General features: G+C 66.2%; 16 protein-coding genes. 7 read left to right on the forward strand and 9 right to left on the reverse strand.

Features of this window, described 5'->3' with window-relative positions; translation table 11 throughout:
* Window positions 1-6 precede the first annotated feature (6 nt).
* The 5 genes from BM252_RS15570 to BM252_RS15590 form a co-directional block, all read right to left on the reverse strand.
* Window positions 7-3,162, reverse strand: coding sequence for an efflux RND transporter permease subunit (locus tag BM252_RS15570; protein WP_093388590.1), 3,156 nt, complete (start codon window positions 3,160-3,162; stop codon window positions 7-9).
* Window positions 3,159-4,526 carry an efflux RND transporter periplasmic adaptor subunit gene (locus BM252_RS15575; RefSeq protein WP_093388591.1) on the reverse strand — a complete coding sequence of 456 codons (1,368 nt, stop codon included), beginning with the start codon at window positions 4,524-4,526 and terminating at the stop codon, window positions 3,159-3,161. The genes BM252_RS15570 and BM252_RS15575 overlap by 4 nt, the downstream gene beginning before the upstream one ends.
* A complete protein-coding gene (locus tag BM252_RS15580; protein WP_093388592.1) occupies window positions 4,523-5,845 on the reverse strand; it encodes a TolC family protein in 1,323 nt (440 codons plus the stop codon). The genes BM252_RS15575 and BM252_RS15580 overlap by 4 nt, the downstream gene beginning before the upstream one ends.
* A 71-nt stretch (window positions 5,846-5,916) precedes the next feature.
* Window positions 5,917-6,297, reverse strand: coding sequence for a hypothetical protein (locus BM252_RS15585; protein ID WP_093388593.1), 381 nt, complete (start codon window positions 6,295-6,297; stop codon window positions 5,917-5,919).
* A 178-nt stretch (window positions 6,298-6,475) separates the two neighbouring features.
* Complete coding sequence (locus tag BM252_RS15590; RefSeq protein WP_093388594.1) at window positions 6,476-6,916, reverse strand: YybH family protein; 441 nt, start codon at window positions 6,914-6,916, stop codon at window positions 6,476-6,478.
* A gap of 177 nt (window positions 6,917-7,093) precedes the next feature.
* Between BM252_RS15590 and BM252_RS15595 the strand changes: the two genes are divergently transcribed.
* The 7 genes from BM252_RS15595 (at window position 7,094) to BM252_RS15625 (ending at window position 12,705) form a co-directional block, all read left to right on the forward strand.
* A complete protein-coding gene (locus BM252_RS15595) occupies window positions 7,094-7,525 on the forward strand; it encodes a hypothetical protein (protein ID WP_139236521.1) in 432 nt (143 codons plus the stop codon).
* An 80-nt stretch (window positions 7,526-7,605) separates the two neighbouring features.
* A complete protein-coding gene (locus BM252_RS15600; protein ID WP_093388596.1) occupies window positions 7,606-8,097 on the forward strand; it encodes a hypothetical protein in 492 nt (163 codons plus the stop codon).
* A gap of 1 nt (window position 8,098) precedes the next feature.
* Window positions 8,099-9,499: a TolC family protein gene (locus BM252_RS15605; RefSeq protein ID WP_409567667.1), complete on the forward strand. Its 1,401-nt coding sequence runs from the start codon at window positions 8,099-8,101 to the stop codon at window positions 9,497-9,499.
* A complete protein-coding gene (locus BM252_RS15610; RefSeq protein WP_093388598.1) occupies window positions 9,496-10,887 on the forward strand; it encodes a multicopper oxidase family protein in 1,392 nt (463 codons plus the stop codon). Before BM252_RS15605 ends, BM252_RS15610 begins: the two co-directional genes overlap by 4 nt.
* 39 nt (window positions 10,888-10,926) lie before the next feature.
* A complete protein-coding gene (locus tag BM252_RS15615; RefSeq protein ID WP_342742518.1) occupies window positions 10,927-11,244 on the forward strand; it encodes a copper-binding protein in 318 nt (105 codons plus the stop codon).
* A gap of 21 nt (window positions 11,245-11,265) precedes the next feature.
* Window positions 11,266-11,634, forward strand: coding sequence for a copper homeostasis periplasmic binding protein CopC (gene copC, locus BM252_RS15620; RefSeq protein WP_093388600.1), 369 nt, complete (start codon window positions 11,266-11,268; stop codon window positions 11,632-11,634).
* Between the two features lie 315 nt (window positions 11,635-11,949).
* A complete protein-coding gene (locus tag BM252_RS15625) occupies window positions 11,950-12,705 on the forward strand; it encodes a copper resistance D family protein (RefSeq protein WP_139236523.1) in 756 nt (251 codons plus the stop codon).
* Window positions 12,706-12,760: 55 nt separating this feature from the next.
* Here the strand turns inward: BM252_RS15625 and BM252_RS15630 are convergent, their stop codons facing one another.
* From BM252_RS15630 to BM252_RS15645, 4 genes are all read right to left on the reverse strand, one after another.
* A complete protein-coding gene (locus BM252_RS15630) occupies window positions 12,761-13,027 on the reverse strand; it encodes a PAAR domain-containing protein (RefSeq protein ID WP_093388602.1) in 267 nt (88 codons plus the stop codon).
* Window positions 13,028-13,073: 46 nt separating this feature from the next.
* Window positions 13,074-14,693 carry a type VI lipase adapter Tla3 domain-containing protein gene (locus tag BM252_RS15635; protein WP_174900546.1) on the reverse strand — a complete coding sequence of 540 codons (1,620 nt, stop codon included), beginning with the start codon at window positions 14,691-14,693 and terminating at the stop codon, window positions 13,074-13,076.
* Window positions 14,694-14,758: 65 nt separating this feature from the next.
* Complete coding sequence (locus BM252_RS15640; RefSeq protein WP_093388604.1) at window positions 14,759-16,531, reverse strand: type VI lipase adapter Tla3 domain-containing protein; 1,773 nt, start codon at window positions 16,529-16,531, stop codon at window positions 14,759-14,761.
* On the reverse strand, window positions 16,528-18,885 hold the full coding sequence (locus BM252_RS15645) for a T6SS effector phospholipase Tle3 domain-containing protein (RefSeq protein WP_093388605.1): 2,358 nt from the start codon (window positions 18,883-18,885) through the stop codon (window positions 16,528-16,530). The genes BM252_RS15640 and BM252_RS15645 overlap by 4 nt, the downstream gene beginning before the upstream one ends.
* Window positions 18,886-18,887 lie beyond the last annotated feature (2 nt).

Genomic DNA, 18,887 nt, shown 5'->3' on the forward strand with positions numbered 1-18,887 from the left:
TCAATATTAAATTTTCCTTTCGACAATATTTCCCCGACGCATGCGGTGTTGTTGCAACAAACGCCAGGCCGCCGGGATGACGAACAGCGACAGCAGCGGCGCCGTCACCATGCCGCCGACCATGGGCGCGGCGATGCGCTGCATCACCTCCGAGCCGGCGCCGCTGCCGAACATGATCGGCAGCAGGCCGGCCAGGATCACCGCCACCGTCATCGCCTTGGGCCGCACGCGCAGCACGGCGCCCTCGCGGATCGCTTCGACGATCAGCTCCTGCGTCAGCGGCCGGCCGGCGTCGAGCCGGCTTTGCAGCGCGTTGCGCAGGTAGACCAGCATCACCACGCCGAACTCCGCCGCCAAACCGGCCAACGCGATGAAGCCGACCGCCGTCGCCACCGAGACGGCGTGGCCCAGCATCCAGATGAACCAGAAGCCGCCGACCAGGGCGAACGGCACCGTCAACATCAGCAGCGCCGCCTCCGCCGTCGAGCGGAAGGCGAAATAAAGCAGCACGAAGATCAGCGCCAGCGTCAGCGGCACCACCGTCTTCAGCTTGGCCGAGGCGCGCTCCAGATACTCGAACTGGCCCGACCAGCCGATGGCGTAGGCCGGCGGCAGCACGACGCGCTGCGCCACGCGCGCCTGCATGGCGCGCACCACGCCGAGCAGGTCGGCGCCGCGCACGTCGACGTAGACCCAGCCGGACAGGCGGGCGTTCTCGCTGCGTATCATCGGCGGGCCGTCGTTGACGGCGAGGGCGGCGACGTCGCCGAGGCGGATCTGCGCGCCTTTTTCGGTCACGATCGGCAGCTCGCGCAGCGCCCGCAGCGAGTTGCGGTAGTCCTGCGGGTAGCGCACGTTGATGGGGAAGCGCTGGCGGCCGTCGACCACCTCGCCGACGTTGGCGCCGCCGATGGCGGCCGCCACCACCGACTGCACGTCGGCCACCGCCAGGCCGTAGCGGGCGGCGCGGGCGCGGTCGATGTCGACGTCGATGTAGCGCCCGCCGCTGAGCCGTTCGGCCAGCGCCGAGCTGACCCCGGGCACGTCGCGCACCGCCGCCTCGATCTGCGTGGCGATGGCGTCGATCTGCTTCAGGTCGGCGCCGGACACCTTGATGCCGACCGGCGTCTTGATGCCGGTCGAGAGCATGTCGATCCGGTTGCGGATCGGCGGCACCCAGACGTTGGACAGGCCGGGCACCTTGACAACGCGGTCGAGTTCATCGACCAGCTTGGCCGGCGTCATGCCGGCGCGCCATTGCTCGCGCGGCTTGAACTGGATGGTGGTCTCGAACATCTCCATCGGCGCCGGGTCGGTGGCCGACTCGGCGCGGCCGGCCTTGCCGAACACGCTGGCCACCTCGGGCACGGTCTTGATCAGGCGGTCGGTCTGCTGCAGCAGCTCGCCGGCCTTGGCGGCGGACAGGCCGGGCAGCGCCGACGGCATGTACAGCAGGTCGCCCTCGTCGAGCGGCGGCAGGAACTCGCCGCCCAGGCGCATGACGGGAATGGCGGTCAGCGCCAGCGCGACGACGGCGATGCCGATGGTCGCCAGCGGATGCTTCAGGCTGGCGTCGAGCAGCGGCCGGTAGGCGCGCATCAGCAGGCGGTTGAGCGGGTTGGCCGCCTCGCTGGGAATGCGGCCGCAAATCAGGTAGCCCATCAGCACGGGGATGAGCGTGATCGCCAGCGCGGCGGCGGCGGCCAGCGTGTAGGTCTTGGTGTAGGCCAGCGGTGCGAACAGCTTGCCCTCCTGCGCCTCCAGGCCGAACACGGGGATGAACGACAGCGTGACGATCAGCAGCGAGAAGAACAGCGCCGGCCCGACTTCGATCGAGGCCTCGGTGATGATGTCCCAGCGCTGCTTGGCGTTGATGGTGTCGCCGGGATGGGCGTGGCCCCAGGCCTCCAGGTGCTTGTGGGCGTTCTCGATCAGCACCAGCGCGGCGTCGGTGGCGGCGCCGACGGCGATGGCGATGCCGCCCAGCGACATGATGTTGGCGTTGACGCCCTGGTAGCGCATGACGATGAAGGCGCCCAGCACGGCCAGCGGCAGCGTGACGATGGCCACCAGTGCGCTGCGCAGGTGGAACAGGAACAGCGCGCAGACCAGCGCGACGACGATGAACTCCTCGACCAGCTTGTCGCTCAGGTTGGCCACGGAGGCCTTGATCAGCGTCGAGCGGTCGTAGGTGGTCACCACCTCGACGCCCTTGGGCAGCGAGGCCTTCAGCATCTCCAGCTTGCGTTTGACGGCGGCGATGGTGTCGAGCGCGTTTTTACCGGAGCGCATAATCACCACGCCGCCGGCCACCTCGCCCTGGCCGTTGAGTTCGGCTATGCCGCGCCGCATCTCGGGGCCGAGGCGGATGGTGGCGACGTCGCGCAGCAGCACCGGCGTGCCGCTCTCGCTGGCGGACAGCGGGATGTTGGCGAAGTCGTCGAGCGTGCGCAGGTAGCCGCGCGCGCGCACCATGTACTCGGTTTCGGCCAGCTCGAGCACCGAGCCGCCGGTCTCCTGGTTGGCCTTGGCGAGCGCCTCCAGCACCTTGGCCTGCGACATGCCGAAGGCGCGCAGCTTGTTCGGGTCCAGCACGATCTGGTACTGCTTGACCATGCCGCCGATGCTGGCCACCTCGGCCACGTCCGGCACGGTCTTCAGTTCGAACTTGAGGAACCAGTCGTTCAGCGCGCGCAGTTGGCTCAGGTCGTGCTTGCCGCTGCGGTCGACCAGCGCGTATTCGTAGACCCAGCCGACGCCGGTGCCGTCCGGTCCCAGCTCGGCGCGCACGCCGGCCGGCAGCCGGCTCTGCACCTGGTTCAGGTACTCGGTGACGCGGGCGCGCGCCCAGTACAGGTCGGTAGCGTCGTCGAACAGCACGTAGACGAAGGCGTCGCCGAAGAAGGAGTAGCCGCGCACCGTTTTCGCGCCGGGCACCGAGAGCAGGGCGGTGGTGAGCGGATAGGTCACCTGGTCCTCGACCAGCTGCGGCGCCTGGCCCGGATATTGGGCGCGGATGATGACCTGGGTGTCGGACAGGTCGGGCAGCGCGTCGAGCGAGGTTTTTTGCAGCGACAGCAGGCCCCAGCCGGCCAGGATGGCCGCCGCGATCAACACCCAGACGCGGTTGGCGATGGAGGCGCGGATGACACGGGCGATCATTGTTTGCCTCCGTGGGCTGAGTGATTGGTAGGGACCGCGTGGTCCGCGTGGCTGGCTGTGGCCGCTGGCGAACTAGCCGCAGCCGAAGCCGATGCCGACGTGGCCGAAGCCGTTGCCGCCGGCGTCATCGGCGCCGCGCTGGCCTCCGCAAACTTGGGCAGGATGCCCTTCAGGTTGGCTTCCGAATCGATCAGGAACTGGCCGGAGGCGACCACCTTCTGGCCCTCTTCCAACCCGCTGACGATCTCGATATCGTCGCCGCGTTCGCGGCCCAGGCCGACCGTGACCGGGCGGATGCTGTTGCCGTCGCCGGCCACCAGCACCACCGAGCGCTTGCCCGAGCTGATCACCGCCTCGGCTGGCACCAGCAGGCGCGATGCCGTCTGCTTGCCCTCCAGCCGCACCTGCATCAGCATGCCGGGCGTGAGCGAGCCGTCGCGGTTGTCCAGCTCCAGCCGGGCCTGCGCGGTGCGCGTGGCCGTGCCGACGCCGGGCAGCATCTCGCGCACATGGCCCGTGTAGCTGCGCTGCGGCGCGCCGGCGAAGCTGGCCGTGACGGCCATGCCGACGTGGGCGGCGCCGAGCAGCGCCTCCGGCACCTCGGCCAGCAGCCACACCGTGCCGAGGCCGGAGATTTTGGCGATGGTCACGCCGGGGCCGACCATGGCGCCGTCGCGCACGGCCAGCTCGGTGATGACGCCGTCGGCCGGCGCGTTCAGCGTCAGCCGTGTTTGCGCCTTGCCGCTGCGTTCCGCCTCGGCCACCAGCGCGTCGGGAATGGACAGGGCGCGCATGCGCAGCCGGGCGGCCGCCGCCAGCGCCGTATCGCCGCCGCGGTTGAGGGCCAGATACTCCTCCTGCGGCGCGATCCATTCCGGCACGAACAGCGTGGCGATCGGCTGGCCGCGCGTAACGCGCTGCTGCGGCGCGCGCGCGTGCAGCCGCTCGACGTAGCCGGTGACGCGGCTTTGTACCACCTCGGCGCGGCTCTCGTCGAACTGCGTCGTGCCGACCAGCTCCAGCGTGTCCTTGACGTCGGCGCGGCGCACCGTGGCCATGCGAATGCCCAGGTTCTGCCGCAGCGCCGGGCTGACCTGGACGCCGCTGTCGGCGCCGGCCTCGTCGGCGTAGACGGGCACCAGGTCCATGTCCATGAAGGGGCTCTTGCCGGGCTTGTCGAATTTTTGCGTCGGCGCCATCGGGTCGTGCCAGTACAGCACCTTGCGCGCGGACGCGGCTTCTGCCTCCGGCGTGGCGGCCGTGGTGGCGGCGTGTTGGCGCGCGCCGGCCCAGTAGCCGGCGTAGACCAGTCCCGCCGCGAGCAGCGCCAGGACGATGTGTTTTGGGGTGAATGCGTGTTTCATTGTGCTGTCCTCGGCTGGTTCGTCATGTCGTGTGGGATCACGTGTAGTTCCAGCCTGGCCCAGGTGAGCGCGGCCTGCTTGTCCAGTTCATTGATCTGCAGCTGCTTCTCCAGCAGCGTGCGGCGTGCCTTGAACACGGCCGACAGCGTGCCGGCGCCGGAGCGGTAGGCGGCCATGGCCAGTTCCACCTGCTGCTGCGCGGCCGGCAGCAGGGTGGCGCCGAGTTGCGCGGCGCGCTCGCGCAGGCTGCCCAGCTCCAGCGACATCTGCTCGATCTGCGCGCGCATCTCCAGCAGCACGTCCTCGTACTGCAGGCGGGCCTTGGTGCCCAGCGCCGACTTCTCGGCGACGTCGCGGTCCTGGCGCTGGCCGCGGTTGACCGTCAGCGGGATGCTGACGCCGAAGGACAGCATGTTGCCGTACTGGCTGCCGCGCTGGCTGAACACCGCCTCGAAGCTCCAGTCGGGACGGCGTTCGCGCAGCGCCACGGTGGTCTCGGCGTCGGCCAGGTCGATGGCGCGGCGCGCGTTGAGCACGCCGGCGTGGTACTGCTCCAAGTCCGCCGTCGGCACCGTCGACAGGTGTGCGCGCATCGCCGGCGGCGTGTCGGCGACGGTGTCGACCGGCGTTTGCACCCAGCGCGCCAGGACGATGCGCGCGCTGGCCACTTCCTGCGCGGCGCGGCGGCTGTCGTCCTGGCCCAGGGCCAGCTCCATTTGCGCTTGCAGCACGTCGGCCGCCGTGGCCTTGGCGCCGCGATGGGCCGCCTGCGCGGCGCCCAGGTCGTCGGCCATGGCCTTCTCCAGTTGGCCGTAGAGTTGGCGGGCGCGCTGCGCGTACAGCAGCGTCAGCCAGGCCTTGCCGGCCTCCTCGCGCACCTTGCCGAGGTTTTCCAGGTAGGCGCCTTCCTCCATGGCGACGGCGCGTTTGGCGCGCTCCTGGCGCGCCTGCCGCTTGTCCGCCGAGACCCACTGCTGCTCGAAGCCGTAGCGGCGCATGGTCATCGAGTCGCCGGTGGTGCTGTATTTGTCGGCGCCGCTGAGCGGCAGGTTGTCGACACCCAGTTTGAGCATCGGGTCGGGTAGTTGGTCGGCGCGGGCGGCGGCCATGCCGCTGGCCTCGACGGCGGCTTGCGCGGCCTTGTTGCTGGACGAGGCTTGTGTGGCCAGGCGCAGCGCCTGCTCCAGCGTGAGCGTGGTGGTTTGTGCGCCGGCCAGCGTGGCGCAAAGCGACAGGGCGGCGGCGAGCGCGAGGCGCAACGGCAGCGCGCGCTCGCGGTGAAGCGTCGCGTTTGGGCGCGATGGTGACAGTGAAGACATGATTTCCCCTCGGTGATAGACGAACACCGCCAGCGGCCAGGGCCGGGCGGCGCAACCAAATCGGGGACGGGTCAGATTCTCAGGCGCAGCGTTTGCAGGTAGGGCGGGTCGCTGCCGTCGGCCGGAGCGGACGCGGCCCAGGGCGCGTCGATCACGGCCGGCACCAGCGGCTGGAAGGTCGGAATGATGAAGGCGAAGGAGATTGGCGCCAGCGTCGGCGCGGCGGCCAGGTAGTCAGGCGTGCCCTTGGCGCCGGCCTTGAACTCGGCGCACTGGACGGGTTTTTCCAGGTCCATGCCGATGCAGGGCGCGTTGTCCATCAGCCGCACCTGGGGCTGGCCGGCGCTGAGCTGCGGGCAGACATAGGCGGCCATCGCCACCCCCGCGTTCATGACCGTCAGGGCCAGGAACAGGGCAAGCAGGCGGAACAGGGACGGGAAGGCTAGCCGCATGATCGTTGTGTGGTGGTGAGCGCCCAGTGTCGGCGGATTGGATTAGTCCAAGCTCAAGCACTGTGCCCGAATGTGGCCATGATAGGGAACAATCCGACCGAATTTGTTGATGCAGGTCAAAAATGAGCCACTGCGGCGGCGCTTTGCCCTGCGCGCAGCGCTTGACAGCGGCGCGGCGTCACTTGGCCGCTTTGCGCGACGACCAGTGCAGGTGGGTGATCTGCCAGCCGTCGCCTTGCTTGGCCAACAGCGCAGTCTCGGTGCCGAACAGGTGCACCTTGGCGCCCTTGTACTGGCCGCTTGTTTCGGTTTCGCGCATCACCACGGCCAGGTTGCCGTCGACGCGCTCGCTTTGGCGCAGCACGGTGTTGCTGGTGGACTTGGCGAAGGCCATGTCGGCCGGCAGGTGGTGGCCGGCGTACTCGTCGCGCGAGCGTTCGACATGGCCGGACTCGTAGATCTGAATCTCCGGCGCCAGCAGGGCCTGCGCCTCGGCGCCTTTGCCGCTGGACATGGCCTGGTGGAAGGCGGCCAGGGTTTCCGTCGGCGTGGCGGCGTGCAGCGGCAGGCAGAGGGCGGCAAGGGCGAGCGGAAGGACGGTGCTGAGGATGCGGCGCATGGGATGGGGTCTCCAGGAAGGGGCGGAGCGGCAATTTAAACAGCGCCGGCGCGGCCCGGCAAGCGGAAAAGAAATATTGTTGTGTGGGCCAGTTTACGCTTGACCTTCCTCCTGTGGGAAGGTCTATAGTGAACGATCTTGTCATGCGCCGCGCCTTTGCGCTACTATTTGCCGCTTATGCAAACCCTAGTCCGTTACCTGCTGTGGATGTTGATCGCCGCGCTGCCGCTGCAGGGCACGGCCGCCGCATTCATGTCCGGCGCCGGCATGGACAGGGACAGCGCCGCGCGCGCCGGCGCGGAAATGGTGGCGGCTGTGATGGCGGCCACGATGCCGGCCACGGCGTCGGCCGCCCAGACCGGCATGGCGGACGAGCTCGTCGCCATGCACGCCGCCCATTGCGGCGAGGCTATGCCCGAGCACGGCAAGGCCACGCACGGCAAGTGCAGCAGCTGCGCCAGTTGCTGCGTGGGCGTCTGCGCGCCGCCGCAGGCGGTCGTGCTCTTTTTTGCCCTTCCTTTGGCGCGCTGCGCGGTGCTGGTCGCCGAGCCGGCGATGACCGCCTTCATTCCTGCCACCCTCGAACGACCACCACGCCTGATCTCCTGACGATTGCTGTTGTCGCGAAGCTCGCTTCGCGCCGCCCTGAATCTCCGGTTTGGGTGCCAGTGTTATTTCTAAGGAAAATCATGAAACGTTTACGCTTCCTACTGTTCGCGGTGGCCGGTGTGCCGCTGCTTGCCTCCGCGCAAGCGGCGCGTGTCGACGCGGCCACGCCGCAGGCTGGCGCGTCGGCAGCCTTGCCGTACCAGTCCGCTTTCGCCGGCTATCTGCCGGCGCCGCAATCCGACGTCACGCCCGACAAGGCCTGGCTGCAAGCCAATAGCGAGCTGGCCGCCGCCGGCGGCCATGCCGGCCACGGCATGATGCACATGCATCAGGACAAGGCCCCGGCGGCCGGCCAGGCCACCCCACAACAAGCGCAACAAGCCCGTCAGGGCCACGCGGCGGCGCAAGCAGCGCCGGCTGCGGCTGCGGCCGCTTCGCACCAAGGCCACCACGCTGCGCCGTCGTCGGCGCGCCCGTCGTCCGACCCGCACCAAGGCCATGCGGCGCCACGGCCCGCCTCGCCGGCAGCCGATCCGCACCAGGGTCACCACATGCAAATGAAAGGCCAATAACATGACACGTTTCCCTTTACGACCCGGCGTAGCGATGCTGGGACGGGCGGCGGCGGGCTTGTCCGTCGCGCTGCTGGCCGGTTGCGCCAGCCTGTCTCCGGACGGCGGCCTGGACGATGTGTCGCGCTTGACCAGCGAACGCGTCGGCCAGCCGGCCAGCTTCCGCCAGGACGCCGCCGACGGCAAGACGGCAGGAGCCGACCGCGACAGCCAGCTGCAAACCCTGCTGGCGCAGCCTTTGAGCGCCGACGCGGCGGTGCGCGTCGCCCTGCTGAACAGTCCGGCGCTGAAGTCCGCGCTGGCCGAGCTGGGCGTGTCCGAGGCCGAGATGGTGCAGGCCGGCCGCATGCGCAATCCCAGCCTGAGCTTCGGCCGCATCCACGGCGGCGGTGAAAGCGAGATCGACCGTGGCGTGATGTTCGACCTGGCCGGTCTGCTGACCCTGCCGATGCGCAGCCGCATCGAGCAGGGCCGCTTCGAGCAGGCCAAGCTGCGCGCCGCCGGCCAGGCCGTGCAACTGGCGGCCGACACGCGGCGCGCCTACTTCACGGCCGTGGCCGCCGCCCAGTCGGCGCAGTTCGCCGAGCAGGTGCGCGGCGCCGCCGAGGCCTCGGCCGAGCTGGCCGAGCGGATGAGCAAGGTGGGCAACTGGAGCAAGCTGGACCAGGCCCGCGAGCGCGCCTTCTACGCCGACGCCGTCACCCAGCTGGCGCGCGCGCGCCACGAGGCCCTGTCCAGCCGCGAACAGCTGCTACGCCTGCTCGGCCTGCGCGAGCAGGGCTTCAGCCTGCCCGAGCGCCTGCCCGAGCTGCCGGCCGCGCCGCGCGAGATCCGCCAGGCCGAGGCGCAGGCGCTGGAGCAGCGCCTCGACGTGCTGGCCGCCCGCCGCGACACCGAGGCCACCGCCAGCGCGCTGGGCCTGAACCGCGCCACGCGCTTCGTCAACGTGCTCGACGCCGGCTATGTCAACAAGAGCAGCAGCGGCGCGCCGCGCGAGAACGGCTACGAGGTCTCGCTGGAGCTGCCGCTGTTCGACTGGGGCGGCGCCCGCGTGGCGCGCGCCGAGGCGCAGTACATGCAGGCGGTGCACCGCACCGCCGACGTGGCGCTGCGCGCCCGCTCCGAGGTGCGCGAGGCCTATTCCGGCTACCGCAGCGCCTACGACATCGCGCGCCACTACCGCGACGAGGTGGTGCCGCTGCGCCGCAAGATCTCCGACGAGGTGCTGCTGCGCTACAACGGCATGCTGGCCAGCGTGTTCGAGCTGCTGGCCGACTCGCGCGAACAGCTCGCCAGCGTCAACGGCGCCATCGAAAGCCAGCGCGATTTTTGGATCGCCGAGACACGCCTGCAGTCCGCCCTGAATGGCGCCGGCAACAACGAAGCAAGGACCAACCCATGATTTCACGTAGAAACTTCTTCAAGGGCGCCGGCGCGGCCGCCGTCGGCGTCGCCGCCATCAGCAAGGCCGGCGCGGCCGGCCTGCCCGAGGCGATGATCATGAACAACGCCAACACCCACGTGCCGCCGTTGCCCGCCAACGGCCGTCCGTTCAACCCGGTGGTGACCCTGAACGGCTGGTCGCTGCCCTGGCGCATGAACAACGGCGTCAAGGAGTTCCACCTGGTGGCCGAGGCCGTGGTGCGCGAGCTGGCGCCCGGCATGAAGGCCAATCTGTGGGGCTACAACGGCCAGTCGCCGGGGCCGACCATCGAGGTGGTGGAGGGCGACCGCGTGCGCGTCTTCGTCACCAACAAGCTGCCCGAGCACACCAGCGTGCACTGGCACGGCCAGCGCCTGCCCAACGGCATGGACGGCGTGACCGGCCTGACCCAGCCCGGCATCGCGCCGGGCAAGACCTTCGTCTACGAGTTCGTCGCGCAGCGGCCCGGCACCTTCATGTACCACCCGCACGCCGACGAGATGCTGCAGATGGCGATGGGCATGATGGGCTTCTGGGTCACGCACCCGAAGGACCCGGCGCTGCACGCGGTGGACCGCGATTTCGTCTTCCTGCTCAACGCCTACGACGTCGAGCCGGGCAGCTACACGCCGAAGACCAACACCATGCTCGACTTCAACCTGTGGACCTTCAACAGCCGCGTCTTCCCCGGCATCGACTCGTTCAACGTGCGCCAGGGCGACCGCGTGCGCGTGCGCGTCGGCAATTTGACGATGACCAACCACCCCATCCACATGCACGGCCACGAGTTCGTCGTCACCGGCACCGACGGCGGCTGGACGCCGCCGGCCTCGCGCTGGCCGGAGGTGACCACCGACGTGGCGGTGGGGCAGATGCGGGCGATCGAGTTCGTCGCCGACGCGCCGGGCGACTGGGCCTTCCACTGCCACAAGTCGCACCACACCATGAACGCCATGGGCCACAACGTGCCGACCATGATCGGGGTCGACCATCGCGGCGTGGCCGAGAAGATCAACAAGATCGTGCCTGACTATATGGTGATGGGCGACAAGGGCGGCTCCATGGGCGGCATGGACATGCCGCTGCCGGAGAACACGCTGCCGATGATGTCCGGCGAGGGGCCGTTCGGCGGCGTCGAGATGGGCGGCATGTTCACCGTGCTCAAGGTGCGCAAGGAGCAGAAGCGGGGCGACTACAGCGACCCCGGCTGGTACAAGCATCCGCCCGGCACGCTGGCCTACGAGTGGACCGGCGCCTTGCCGGAACCCAAGCGCAGCGCCAGCGCCGGCGGCCAGTCCATGCCGGTGAGGAACAAGCCCGACGTCGAGGTGACGGTGCGCAAGCCGTCCGGCCATAGCGGCCATTGATGAAATCTATTTAAGTTGAAGGGAAATGAGATGAAAAAAATGAATGCACTGGTTCTCGCCGCGCTGCTCGGCATGTTCTCCCTTGCCGCGCCGCTGGCCCAGGCCCAGGCGCAGCAAGCCGCCGTGGCGCAGGACGCCATGAGCGAGGGGGAAATCAAGAAGGTGGACAAGGAGGCGGGCAAGCTGACCATCAAGCACGGCGAGCTGAAAAACCTGCAAATGCCGGGCATGACGATGAACTTCCGAGTCGCCGATCCGGCCATGCTGGACAAGGTCAAGGCCGGCGACAAGGTGCGCTTCAAGGCCGAGCACATGGGCGCCGCGCTGGCCGTCACCGCGCTGGAAGTGGTCCGCTAAGCGGCCCGGGGAGACGACGAGATGAAAACACTACACGCATTGGTAGTTGCCACCACCTTGGCGGCGGGAGCGCTGTTCAGCTCGCAGGCTTTGGCGCACGCCAGCTTGACGGCGTCCGAACCGGCCGCCGGCGCCACCGTGGCGCCGGCGCCGAAGGAGATCGCGCTGAGCTTCAACGAGAAGGTCGAGGCGGCCTTCAGCAGCATCACGCTGGCCGATGCCGGCGGCAAGCCGGTGGCGGTCGGCAAGGCCAAGGTGGACGGGGCCAATCCCGCCGTCCTGCGGCTGAGCTTGCCGGCGCTGGCGCCCGGCGCCTACACGGTGGGCTGGGCGGCGGCCGGCCGCGACGGCCATCGCCGCAAGGGCGAGTTCACGTTCACGGTGAAATAGGTGGACGCGGTCGCGCTGTTGCAGGTCGGCTCGGCGCTGCTGCTCAATCTCGGCTTCGCCTGGTTGGTCGGCTCGGCGTTTGTGCGCTGGTGCTGGCGGGCGGAGCGGGCGCGGACTGGGGCGGCTAGTGTTGACACTGTTGGTGCCGCTGCCTTGGCTGCCACGGCCGGTGCCGGTGCCGGTGGCGCCGGTTCGTCGGCGGCCTTTGCTGACACTGTTTCCTCGGCTGTCTGCATCGGCGCCGCTGCTGCCACGGGTTCCACCGGCGCGGCTGTGTCGCGCTGGCCGGACTCGGCTGCCTTGCGGCGGCTGGACATGGCCGCCGCCACCTTGGCGCTGCTGGCCAGCGTGGCGGCGCTGTGGGCCTCGACCGCCGTGATGAGCGGCCTGCCGCTGGCCGAGGCGTCGGACATGTTCTGGATGATGCTCACCACCACCGACCACGGCCACGCCGGCTGCGTCACCATCGTCGCCATGCTGGTGTTGCTGGTGCTGCGCGGCATAGGCGGCGCGGGGCTGGCCAGCGAGGCGGCGGTGTTGCTGTCGCTGGCCGTGTTCGCCTACACCCGCGCCACGATGGGGCATGCCGGCGAGCTTGGCTTTTGGAGCTTGCCGCTGGCGGCGGAGACGTTGCATCTGGCGGCGATCTCCGTGTGGACCGGCGTGGTCGTGCTGTCCGGCTGCTTCGTCTTCAACGGCGCGCGGCTGGCCGGCGCGGCGGTGGACGGCGCGGGCACGGGGCGGTATCTGGAGCGCATGTCGCAGGCGGCGGTGCTGGCGCTGGCGGTCATCGCCGCCACCGGCGTCTATAGCGGCTGGCATCGGGTGGGGACGGGCGGCAATCTGCTGCACACCGCCTACGGTTTGACGCTGCTGGCCAAGGTCGGCCTGGTCGGGCTGGCGGTGGCGCTGGGCGGCTACAACAAACTCGTCGGGCTGCCCGCCGCCGCGCGCTCGGAGCGAGGCTTGTGGCTGGTGCGCACGGTGTTGCGGATGGAGGCCCTGCTGCTGCTGGCGGTGCTGTTCGCCGCCGCGCTGTTGACCTCGCAGCAGCCGCCAACCGCGCTGTAGACTTCGGTTTCCGGTCGGGATGCTGGGCAGCGCTTCCCGACCGGGCTTGAGCGCGCTACCCGGTACGGAAATTGGACAGCGTGGATATCAGTTTCGCCCCGCAACTGGTTTTGTCACCGTCGAAGGCGATCAAGACACCGCCGAGGTGATGTTTGCTTGAACCGCTAACGATGGTGCATCCGCTGTGACCGGGCAGCGGACAAAAGCAGAGATCGCCAACGCAGGCAACGGGAACGCCGCCAACCTTGAAGTTGGTGTTAGACGTGCTGACCACCTTGCCTCCGTGCGTGGTGGGAGCGCCCAAGCGGATGACGTTTTTCATTTCGGAACCTCTATTGATGTGGTTGCGCGACTCTGGCCGCGTGGAACTACTTGGTTGGTGGTGCATAGTTGGCGGGATCGATGTCCGGAGAGTTTCTGGGTTTGAAGATGTCTCCCCGCGATTGTTGTTGCGCCTGCCGCTTTTCTTCCGATGGCGGGCTGATCAGGACGATGCTGGCCTCGTGGGGATCGCGCAGGTTGATCGCCGCGCTGACGCCGCCGGCCCGGTAGCTGCCCATCACCCCGATGCCCATCTGCACGAACCAGGTCGCTGCGCCGGTGTTGCCGAGCCGCCGGTCGGTGTTGGTGAACTGGTCTAGCTTGCCGGAGTCGATGCTGGGTCCGCCCAGCTCGGCGTAGTCGTGCAACATGCCTTCCAGTGCAAGCAGCTGTTCCACATTGTTGTTGGTGCCGGCGATGACGCGGGCAGGGGCGGTGGCGCGCTCGGCTTCCGGCAGGGTGAGCAGTGCCTCCTGCAGGCCGGCAAGCAGCGCCTTCTGGCGCTGGTCGCGCTTCGCCAACGGCTTGCCATGTTCGTCGCTGGTGTTGACGAACACGGGACGGTGGATGAAGCCCATGGTTGGCAGGCCGTCGAAGGCGTCTAGGCGAAGTTTATCCCACGGCACCGGGAACCATGGGGTGGGTTTCCAGTCGTATGGAACCCGGTGCTCGGGATGGAATACAAGGTCGCGGTAGCTGCCCGGCTTGTTGCCGCGTAGTTCGGGCCGCGCGGCGAACTTGGCCGCCGCCGCTAGCCATTCGCTGGTGGTGGGCTGACGAGCTGCCGTGTTCTCGGGGTCTACCCTTGGGAGCGACTTCATAAGGTTAAGGTAGGCAAGAAACAGCCGCCGTGAAATGCTTTCACTATTTAGATATTCGACGCTTTTCTCGTTGCTGACGTCCTCGAAGACGAATGGCCTGATGGCATCTACTCGCTCGCGCCGGGCGAGCAAAAAGAGCACCGACGCATCGGGCATGGGGGGAATGTAGTAACCGTCCTCGCGTGGTTTTTCTATGGTGGCAAACATGTTGCGAACTGTGCTGCTGTCGTCTGAGTTGAGCACAACGTAGGGAATGTCGGGGTTCTTGTCGAAAAAATCGAAGACGTCGTCAAGTAGCCTATCAGGCCTCTCCTCCAACTTTGCAAGCCCGGCAACAAAGAGGTGGGATACCATCCCATTCGATTCGGCGGCGGTTGTGAGGCCTAACGTCGGCGACAGTGGGGAGTCGGCCAACGCCGGATTGTGAATAGGGGGTTGAGCGTTAAACACTGGCACGCCCCAACTGTCCGGAGACTGCCATGCGCCATTTTCCAAGGTGTCTCCTTCGCGCCCACCGGTCGTTTGATCCTTTTCAATACCTGACCACGGGTATTTGCGGGGATCTTTTTCGCGTATTTCGGAATATGGTGTGCCCTTTTGTAGGATGTCCCACAGCTTGCCCTGCCTGTATTTTTCGACCGTCACGCCGAGTCCAATTACTTCTAAGACATACTCGCGGCGCCCTTTTTTGGTACGCGCTTCGGCAAGTCTCTGTTGCGCCAGTTCGTGCTGAACCTTTGCCTGGGCCTGCCTCGTCTGAAACTGCCTTGACGCGCTGAACCAGTGACTGGAAAGCAGCGCTGAAACTGCGAGCGCCGGGACAACGATCCACCATATTTTTCTCACGGGTGCCTCCATATGATTGTTTTCCGTTTCCCCTAAAATTGAGCACGCTGGTTTTGGAAGAAAATCTACTTCGACGGTGGTGCGTAGTTGGCGGGATCGATGTCCGGCGAGTTTCTGGGTTTGAAGATGTCTCCCCGCGATTGCTGTTGCGCTTGGCGCTTTTCTTCCGAGGGCGGACTGATGAGGACGATGCTGGCCTCGTGGGGATCGCGCAGGTTGATCGCCGCGCTGACGCCGCCGGCCCGGTAGCTGCCCATCACCCCGATGCCCATCTGCACGAACCAGGTCGCCGCGCCGGTGTTGCCGAGCCGCCGGTCGGTGTTGGTGAACTGGTCTAGCTTGCCGGAGTCGATGCTGGGTCCGCCCAGTTCGGCGTAGTCGTGCAACATGCCTTCCAGCGCCAACAACTGTTCCACGTTGTTGTTGGTGCCGGCGATGACGCGGGCTGGGGCGGCGGTGCGTTCGGCCTCCGGCAGGGTGAGCAGCGCCTCCTGCAGGCCGGCAAGCAGCGCCTTCTTGCGCTGGTCGCGCTTCGCCAACGGCTTGCCATGCTCGTCGCTGGTGTTGACGAACACTGGACGGTGGATGAAGCCCATGGTCGGCAGGCCGTCGAAGGCGTCTAGGCGAAGCTTGTCCCACGGGACCGGGAACCATGGGGTGGGTTTCCAGTCGTACGGAACCCGGTGCTCGTGATGGAATACAAGGTCTCGGTAGCTGCCAGGCATGTTGCCGCGTAACTCGGGCCGCGCGCTGAACTTGGCCGCCGCCGCTAGCCATTCGCCGATGGTGGGCTGGCGAGCTGCCGTGTTCTCGGGGTCTCGCCTTGGGAGCGATTTCATAAGGTCAAGGTAGGCAAGAAACAGCCGTCGTGAAATGCTTTCACTATTCAGATATTCGACGCTTTTCTCGTTGCTGACGTCCTCGAAGACGAATGGTCGAATTGCATCGGCGCGCTCGCGACGGGCGAGCAAAAAGAGCACCGACGCATCGGGCATGGCGGGAATGTAGTAACCATCCTCGCGTGGTTTTTCAATTGTTGCAAACATGTTGCGCGTTGTGCTGCTGTCGTCGGAGTTAAGTACGACATAGGGTACGTCAGGATTGGCGTCGAAGAAGGCGAACACCTCCTCAATCAATCGGTCGGGCCGCTCACCGTAGCGTCGCGGGCCGACTACGAAAAGATGCGATACCATTCCGTTCGATTCGGCGCCGGCAACCAAACCCGGCGACGGCGACAGCGGACCATCAACGCGAGCCTTGTTGTGAATTTCCGGCTGGGCATTGAACACGGGAACGCCCCAACAGTCGGGCGATGCCCAAGCGCCGTTTTCTAGTGTGTCGCCCACCCTGCTACCGGTTGTCTGATCCTTGTCGATACCAGTCCATGGGTACTTGTGGGGATCTTTTTCGCGTATTTCGGAATATGGTGTGCCCTTTTGTAGAACATCCCACAACTTGCCCTGCCTATATTTTTCCACCGTCACGCCAAGTCCAATTACTTCCAGAACGTACTCGCGACGACCTTTTTCGGTACGTGTTTCGGCAAGCCTCCGCTGTGCTAGTTCGTACTGAACCTTGGCCTGGGCCTGCCTCGTCTGAAACTGTCTTGACGCGCTAACCCAGTGACTGGAAAGCACTACTACAATTGCGAATGCCGGGACAGCGATCCACCATAGTTTTCTCATTTCCATCTCCGATTGACCTCTTATTAAAGCTCGGAACTCGTCCGTTTCGATAGCAGCGTATGCGGCAAGGAGTATGAGAAAGAGCACGACCGCGCCCTGCAGGTACTTCCAAGTGTCCGGCCGCTCGATTGGGGGCTGTGGAACGTTGCTCATTTCCCCTGGCCTTTCCCGACAATGCGATTTTGATTCAGTGTTTCGGACACAACGGCAACAGGCCGTCCTTTCGGCAACAGCGGCAAGGAGGCCGGCAAAGCACCTGACGAGTAATAGACGGCGTTGCCCTTGATTAGATCTTTACGCCAAGGCGGCTCGGCTTTCCAATAGACTGAGAACGTATTTTCGAATTTCCCCCATTCAAGTACGCCTTTGCGAAGATATTCATTTGCGTTGAGAATTTTAAGTCGCCAATCCGCCACCGCGCACAAGTAGGCATAGAAAAGCGGGTGGGTCGGCGCGTTGCCGCCGCCGATGGCCACGTCGTATGCGGTGACCTGCCGGTGGTTTTCCCTGCCGCCGTAGATGGCGCCGTGGAACGAGCGGGGAGCGGCTGCGTGTTGCCAGCGTCGGCGGGCCTCGATGCCGGTCTCGCTGCGCAGGATCAACAGCTTAATAGGGCGGATGGGACGCCGGGACGCGGCGCCTTCCATGCACAGATATACTTTGAAGATTTCGCAATGCTGGTCGGCTGGTTTGTTTCGGTTTAGTTCCTCCATCACCGTGTGTTCGTAGCCCATGGCCTGCGCCACGTATCCCTTGTAGAGCTGGGGACACTGGCTGAGAGCCGTCTCATCTCGCTGGCTAAAGTCCGCTTTGTGGGTCGGGTCGGCGATGCAATCCCATACCTGATTGACGCCATATTTGCTGGTGGACGCAATGGCGGCGTCGATGGGGTCGACCTGCTCGCGGGCGCCTGGGCGACCTTGGTCGTCGGCTTGGGCGCCTTCGACCATGCTGGCGAGTACCGGTTTTGGCAGGGCTTCGCCGTTGATGCGGCGTAGATTGAAGCGTGCTTTTTCGTCCGGCGACGCCGCGCTAGAGGCATCGCTCGGTATGGGCAGGCGACCCCGGATGACATTCTTGCTAGCCCAGCTGTCGCTTTCGGCCGTATGCGCCTGGTCGTCCTCGCCCTGGCCGCGTAGCGCGAAGTCGTTCGGCGCGTTTTTCTGCCCAATGAGTACGGGAGCGCCGTTGTGGAAGTCCGGGCGCTTTTTCATGGTGAAGACCCGTTGAAAGAACGACTTTCCCAGCTCGCTCATTGGCTTGCGAACGATGTCCTCCGAGGTCTCGTACATCAGGCCGGTATCCGTCCACTCGCCTTCGTCGTTTTTCCCCTCCAATGGCTTGGTGGTAATTCTCGAGCCGCGTTGATAGTCCGGAACGCCCTGCCAGCCGATGCCTTGCACGTTGGACAGGGCCACGGTCATGTCTTCCGGGGAAAAATAGAGGTAGACTTTGCCGCGGTTGTCGCGGTCCCTGCCGGCCTCCCACTTGCCACCCACGACGCCGAAGTGTTTTTCCGTGTTGGGGAGTTCGGCCAGTGTTGGCGTGGCGTGTTTGTGTCGTTCCACTCCTTTGACGATGTTGACCAAGGTGGTCAGCCGCGCGTTCAGTGTTTGCACTCCGTCGATGTCGGCATAGTGGCCGTGCATCGCAGCGTCTTCCCCGGAGAGATAGTCGACCGCGTTCGTCAGCTTTGGAATCTTGTCTAGCAGGCTGTAAGGTGGATTACACAACACCAAGGTGTCGGCCGGCCGCGCGTTCGCCTGCTTGGCGAGGAAGGCCGGGTCGAGCAGGAATGCCTGCGCCAGGAGACTGAGCATGCAACCCTGGCTGTGGGCGACAATGGAAACGGTTTCGTCGGCGTCGTAGTCGCGGATCATGGTGATCAGGGCGGCCAGCCGCCGCGCCGCCAGGATCATGTACAGGCGCCCGGGGTTGTCCATGATCGGATGGGTCGCATCCTTCTGGGCTTTGTCTAGTCCCCCCTTTAAACCGGATTTTCCGCGATTCCACATGTCGGGTAGGGTGCTGGTGGCGTTGGCGAATGGCCCGCCTCCCTTGGAATAGTCCTTGTCGAGACGGTTGCCATTTCGATCCAGCGCCTGGCCGTGTTTGGTAGTCCATCCAGGCTTGACGGAGTTCTGCTCCTCTCGAAATCCCCAGTAGAAGGGAATGACCGGACTGTGCGTTGCCTCGGTCACCTTACGTTTGAAGAAGACCGCGTCGGGATCGTCCTCCACTTTGTCCTTGTCGGCCACGGTCGGATTCGAATACTTCGCCGGGGTCAGCTGGCCGCACAGGCGTTCGGCCAACCCCGCGCACAGGCCGGATTCGACGGCCTCGTAGCTGGTGCCGACGTCGTTGACACCATGCACCAGAATGATCGAGCCGGGCAGGTTGTGGCGGACCTCAACGATCTTGTCCTTGAGCGGCTTCGCCACCTGGATGGCGGTTCCATTGCCGCGCGTGTAGGAGACTTTTTCATAGATACTCTTCGAGTTGGCCATGC

Origin of the sequence: Rugamonas rubra (assembly GCF_900114705.1) — a bacterium.
Taxonomy (GTDB): Bacteria; Pseudomonadota; Gammaproteobacteria; order Burkholderiales; family Burkholderiaceae_D; genus Rugamonas; species Rugamonas rubra.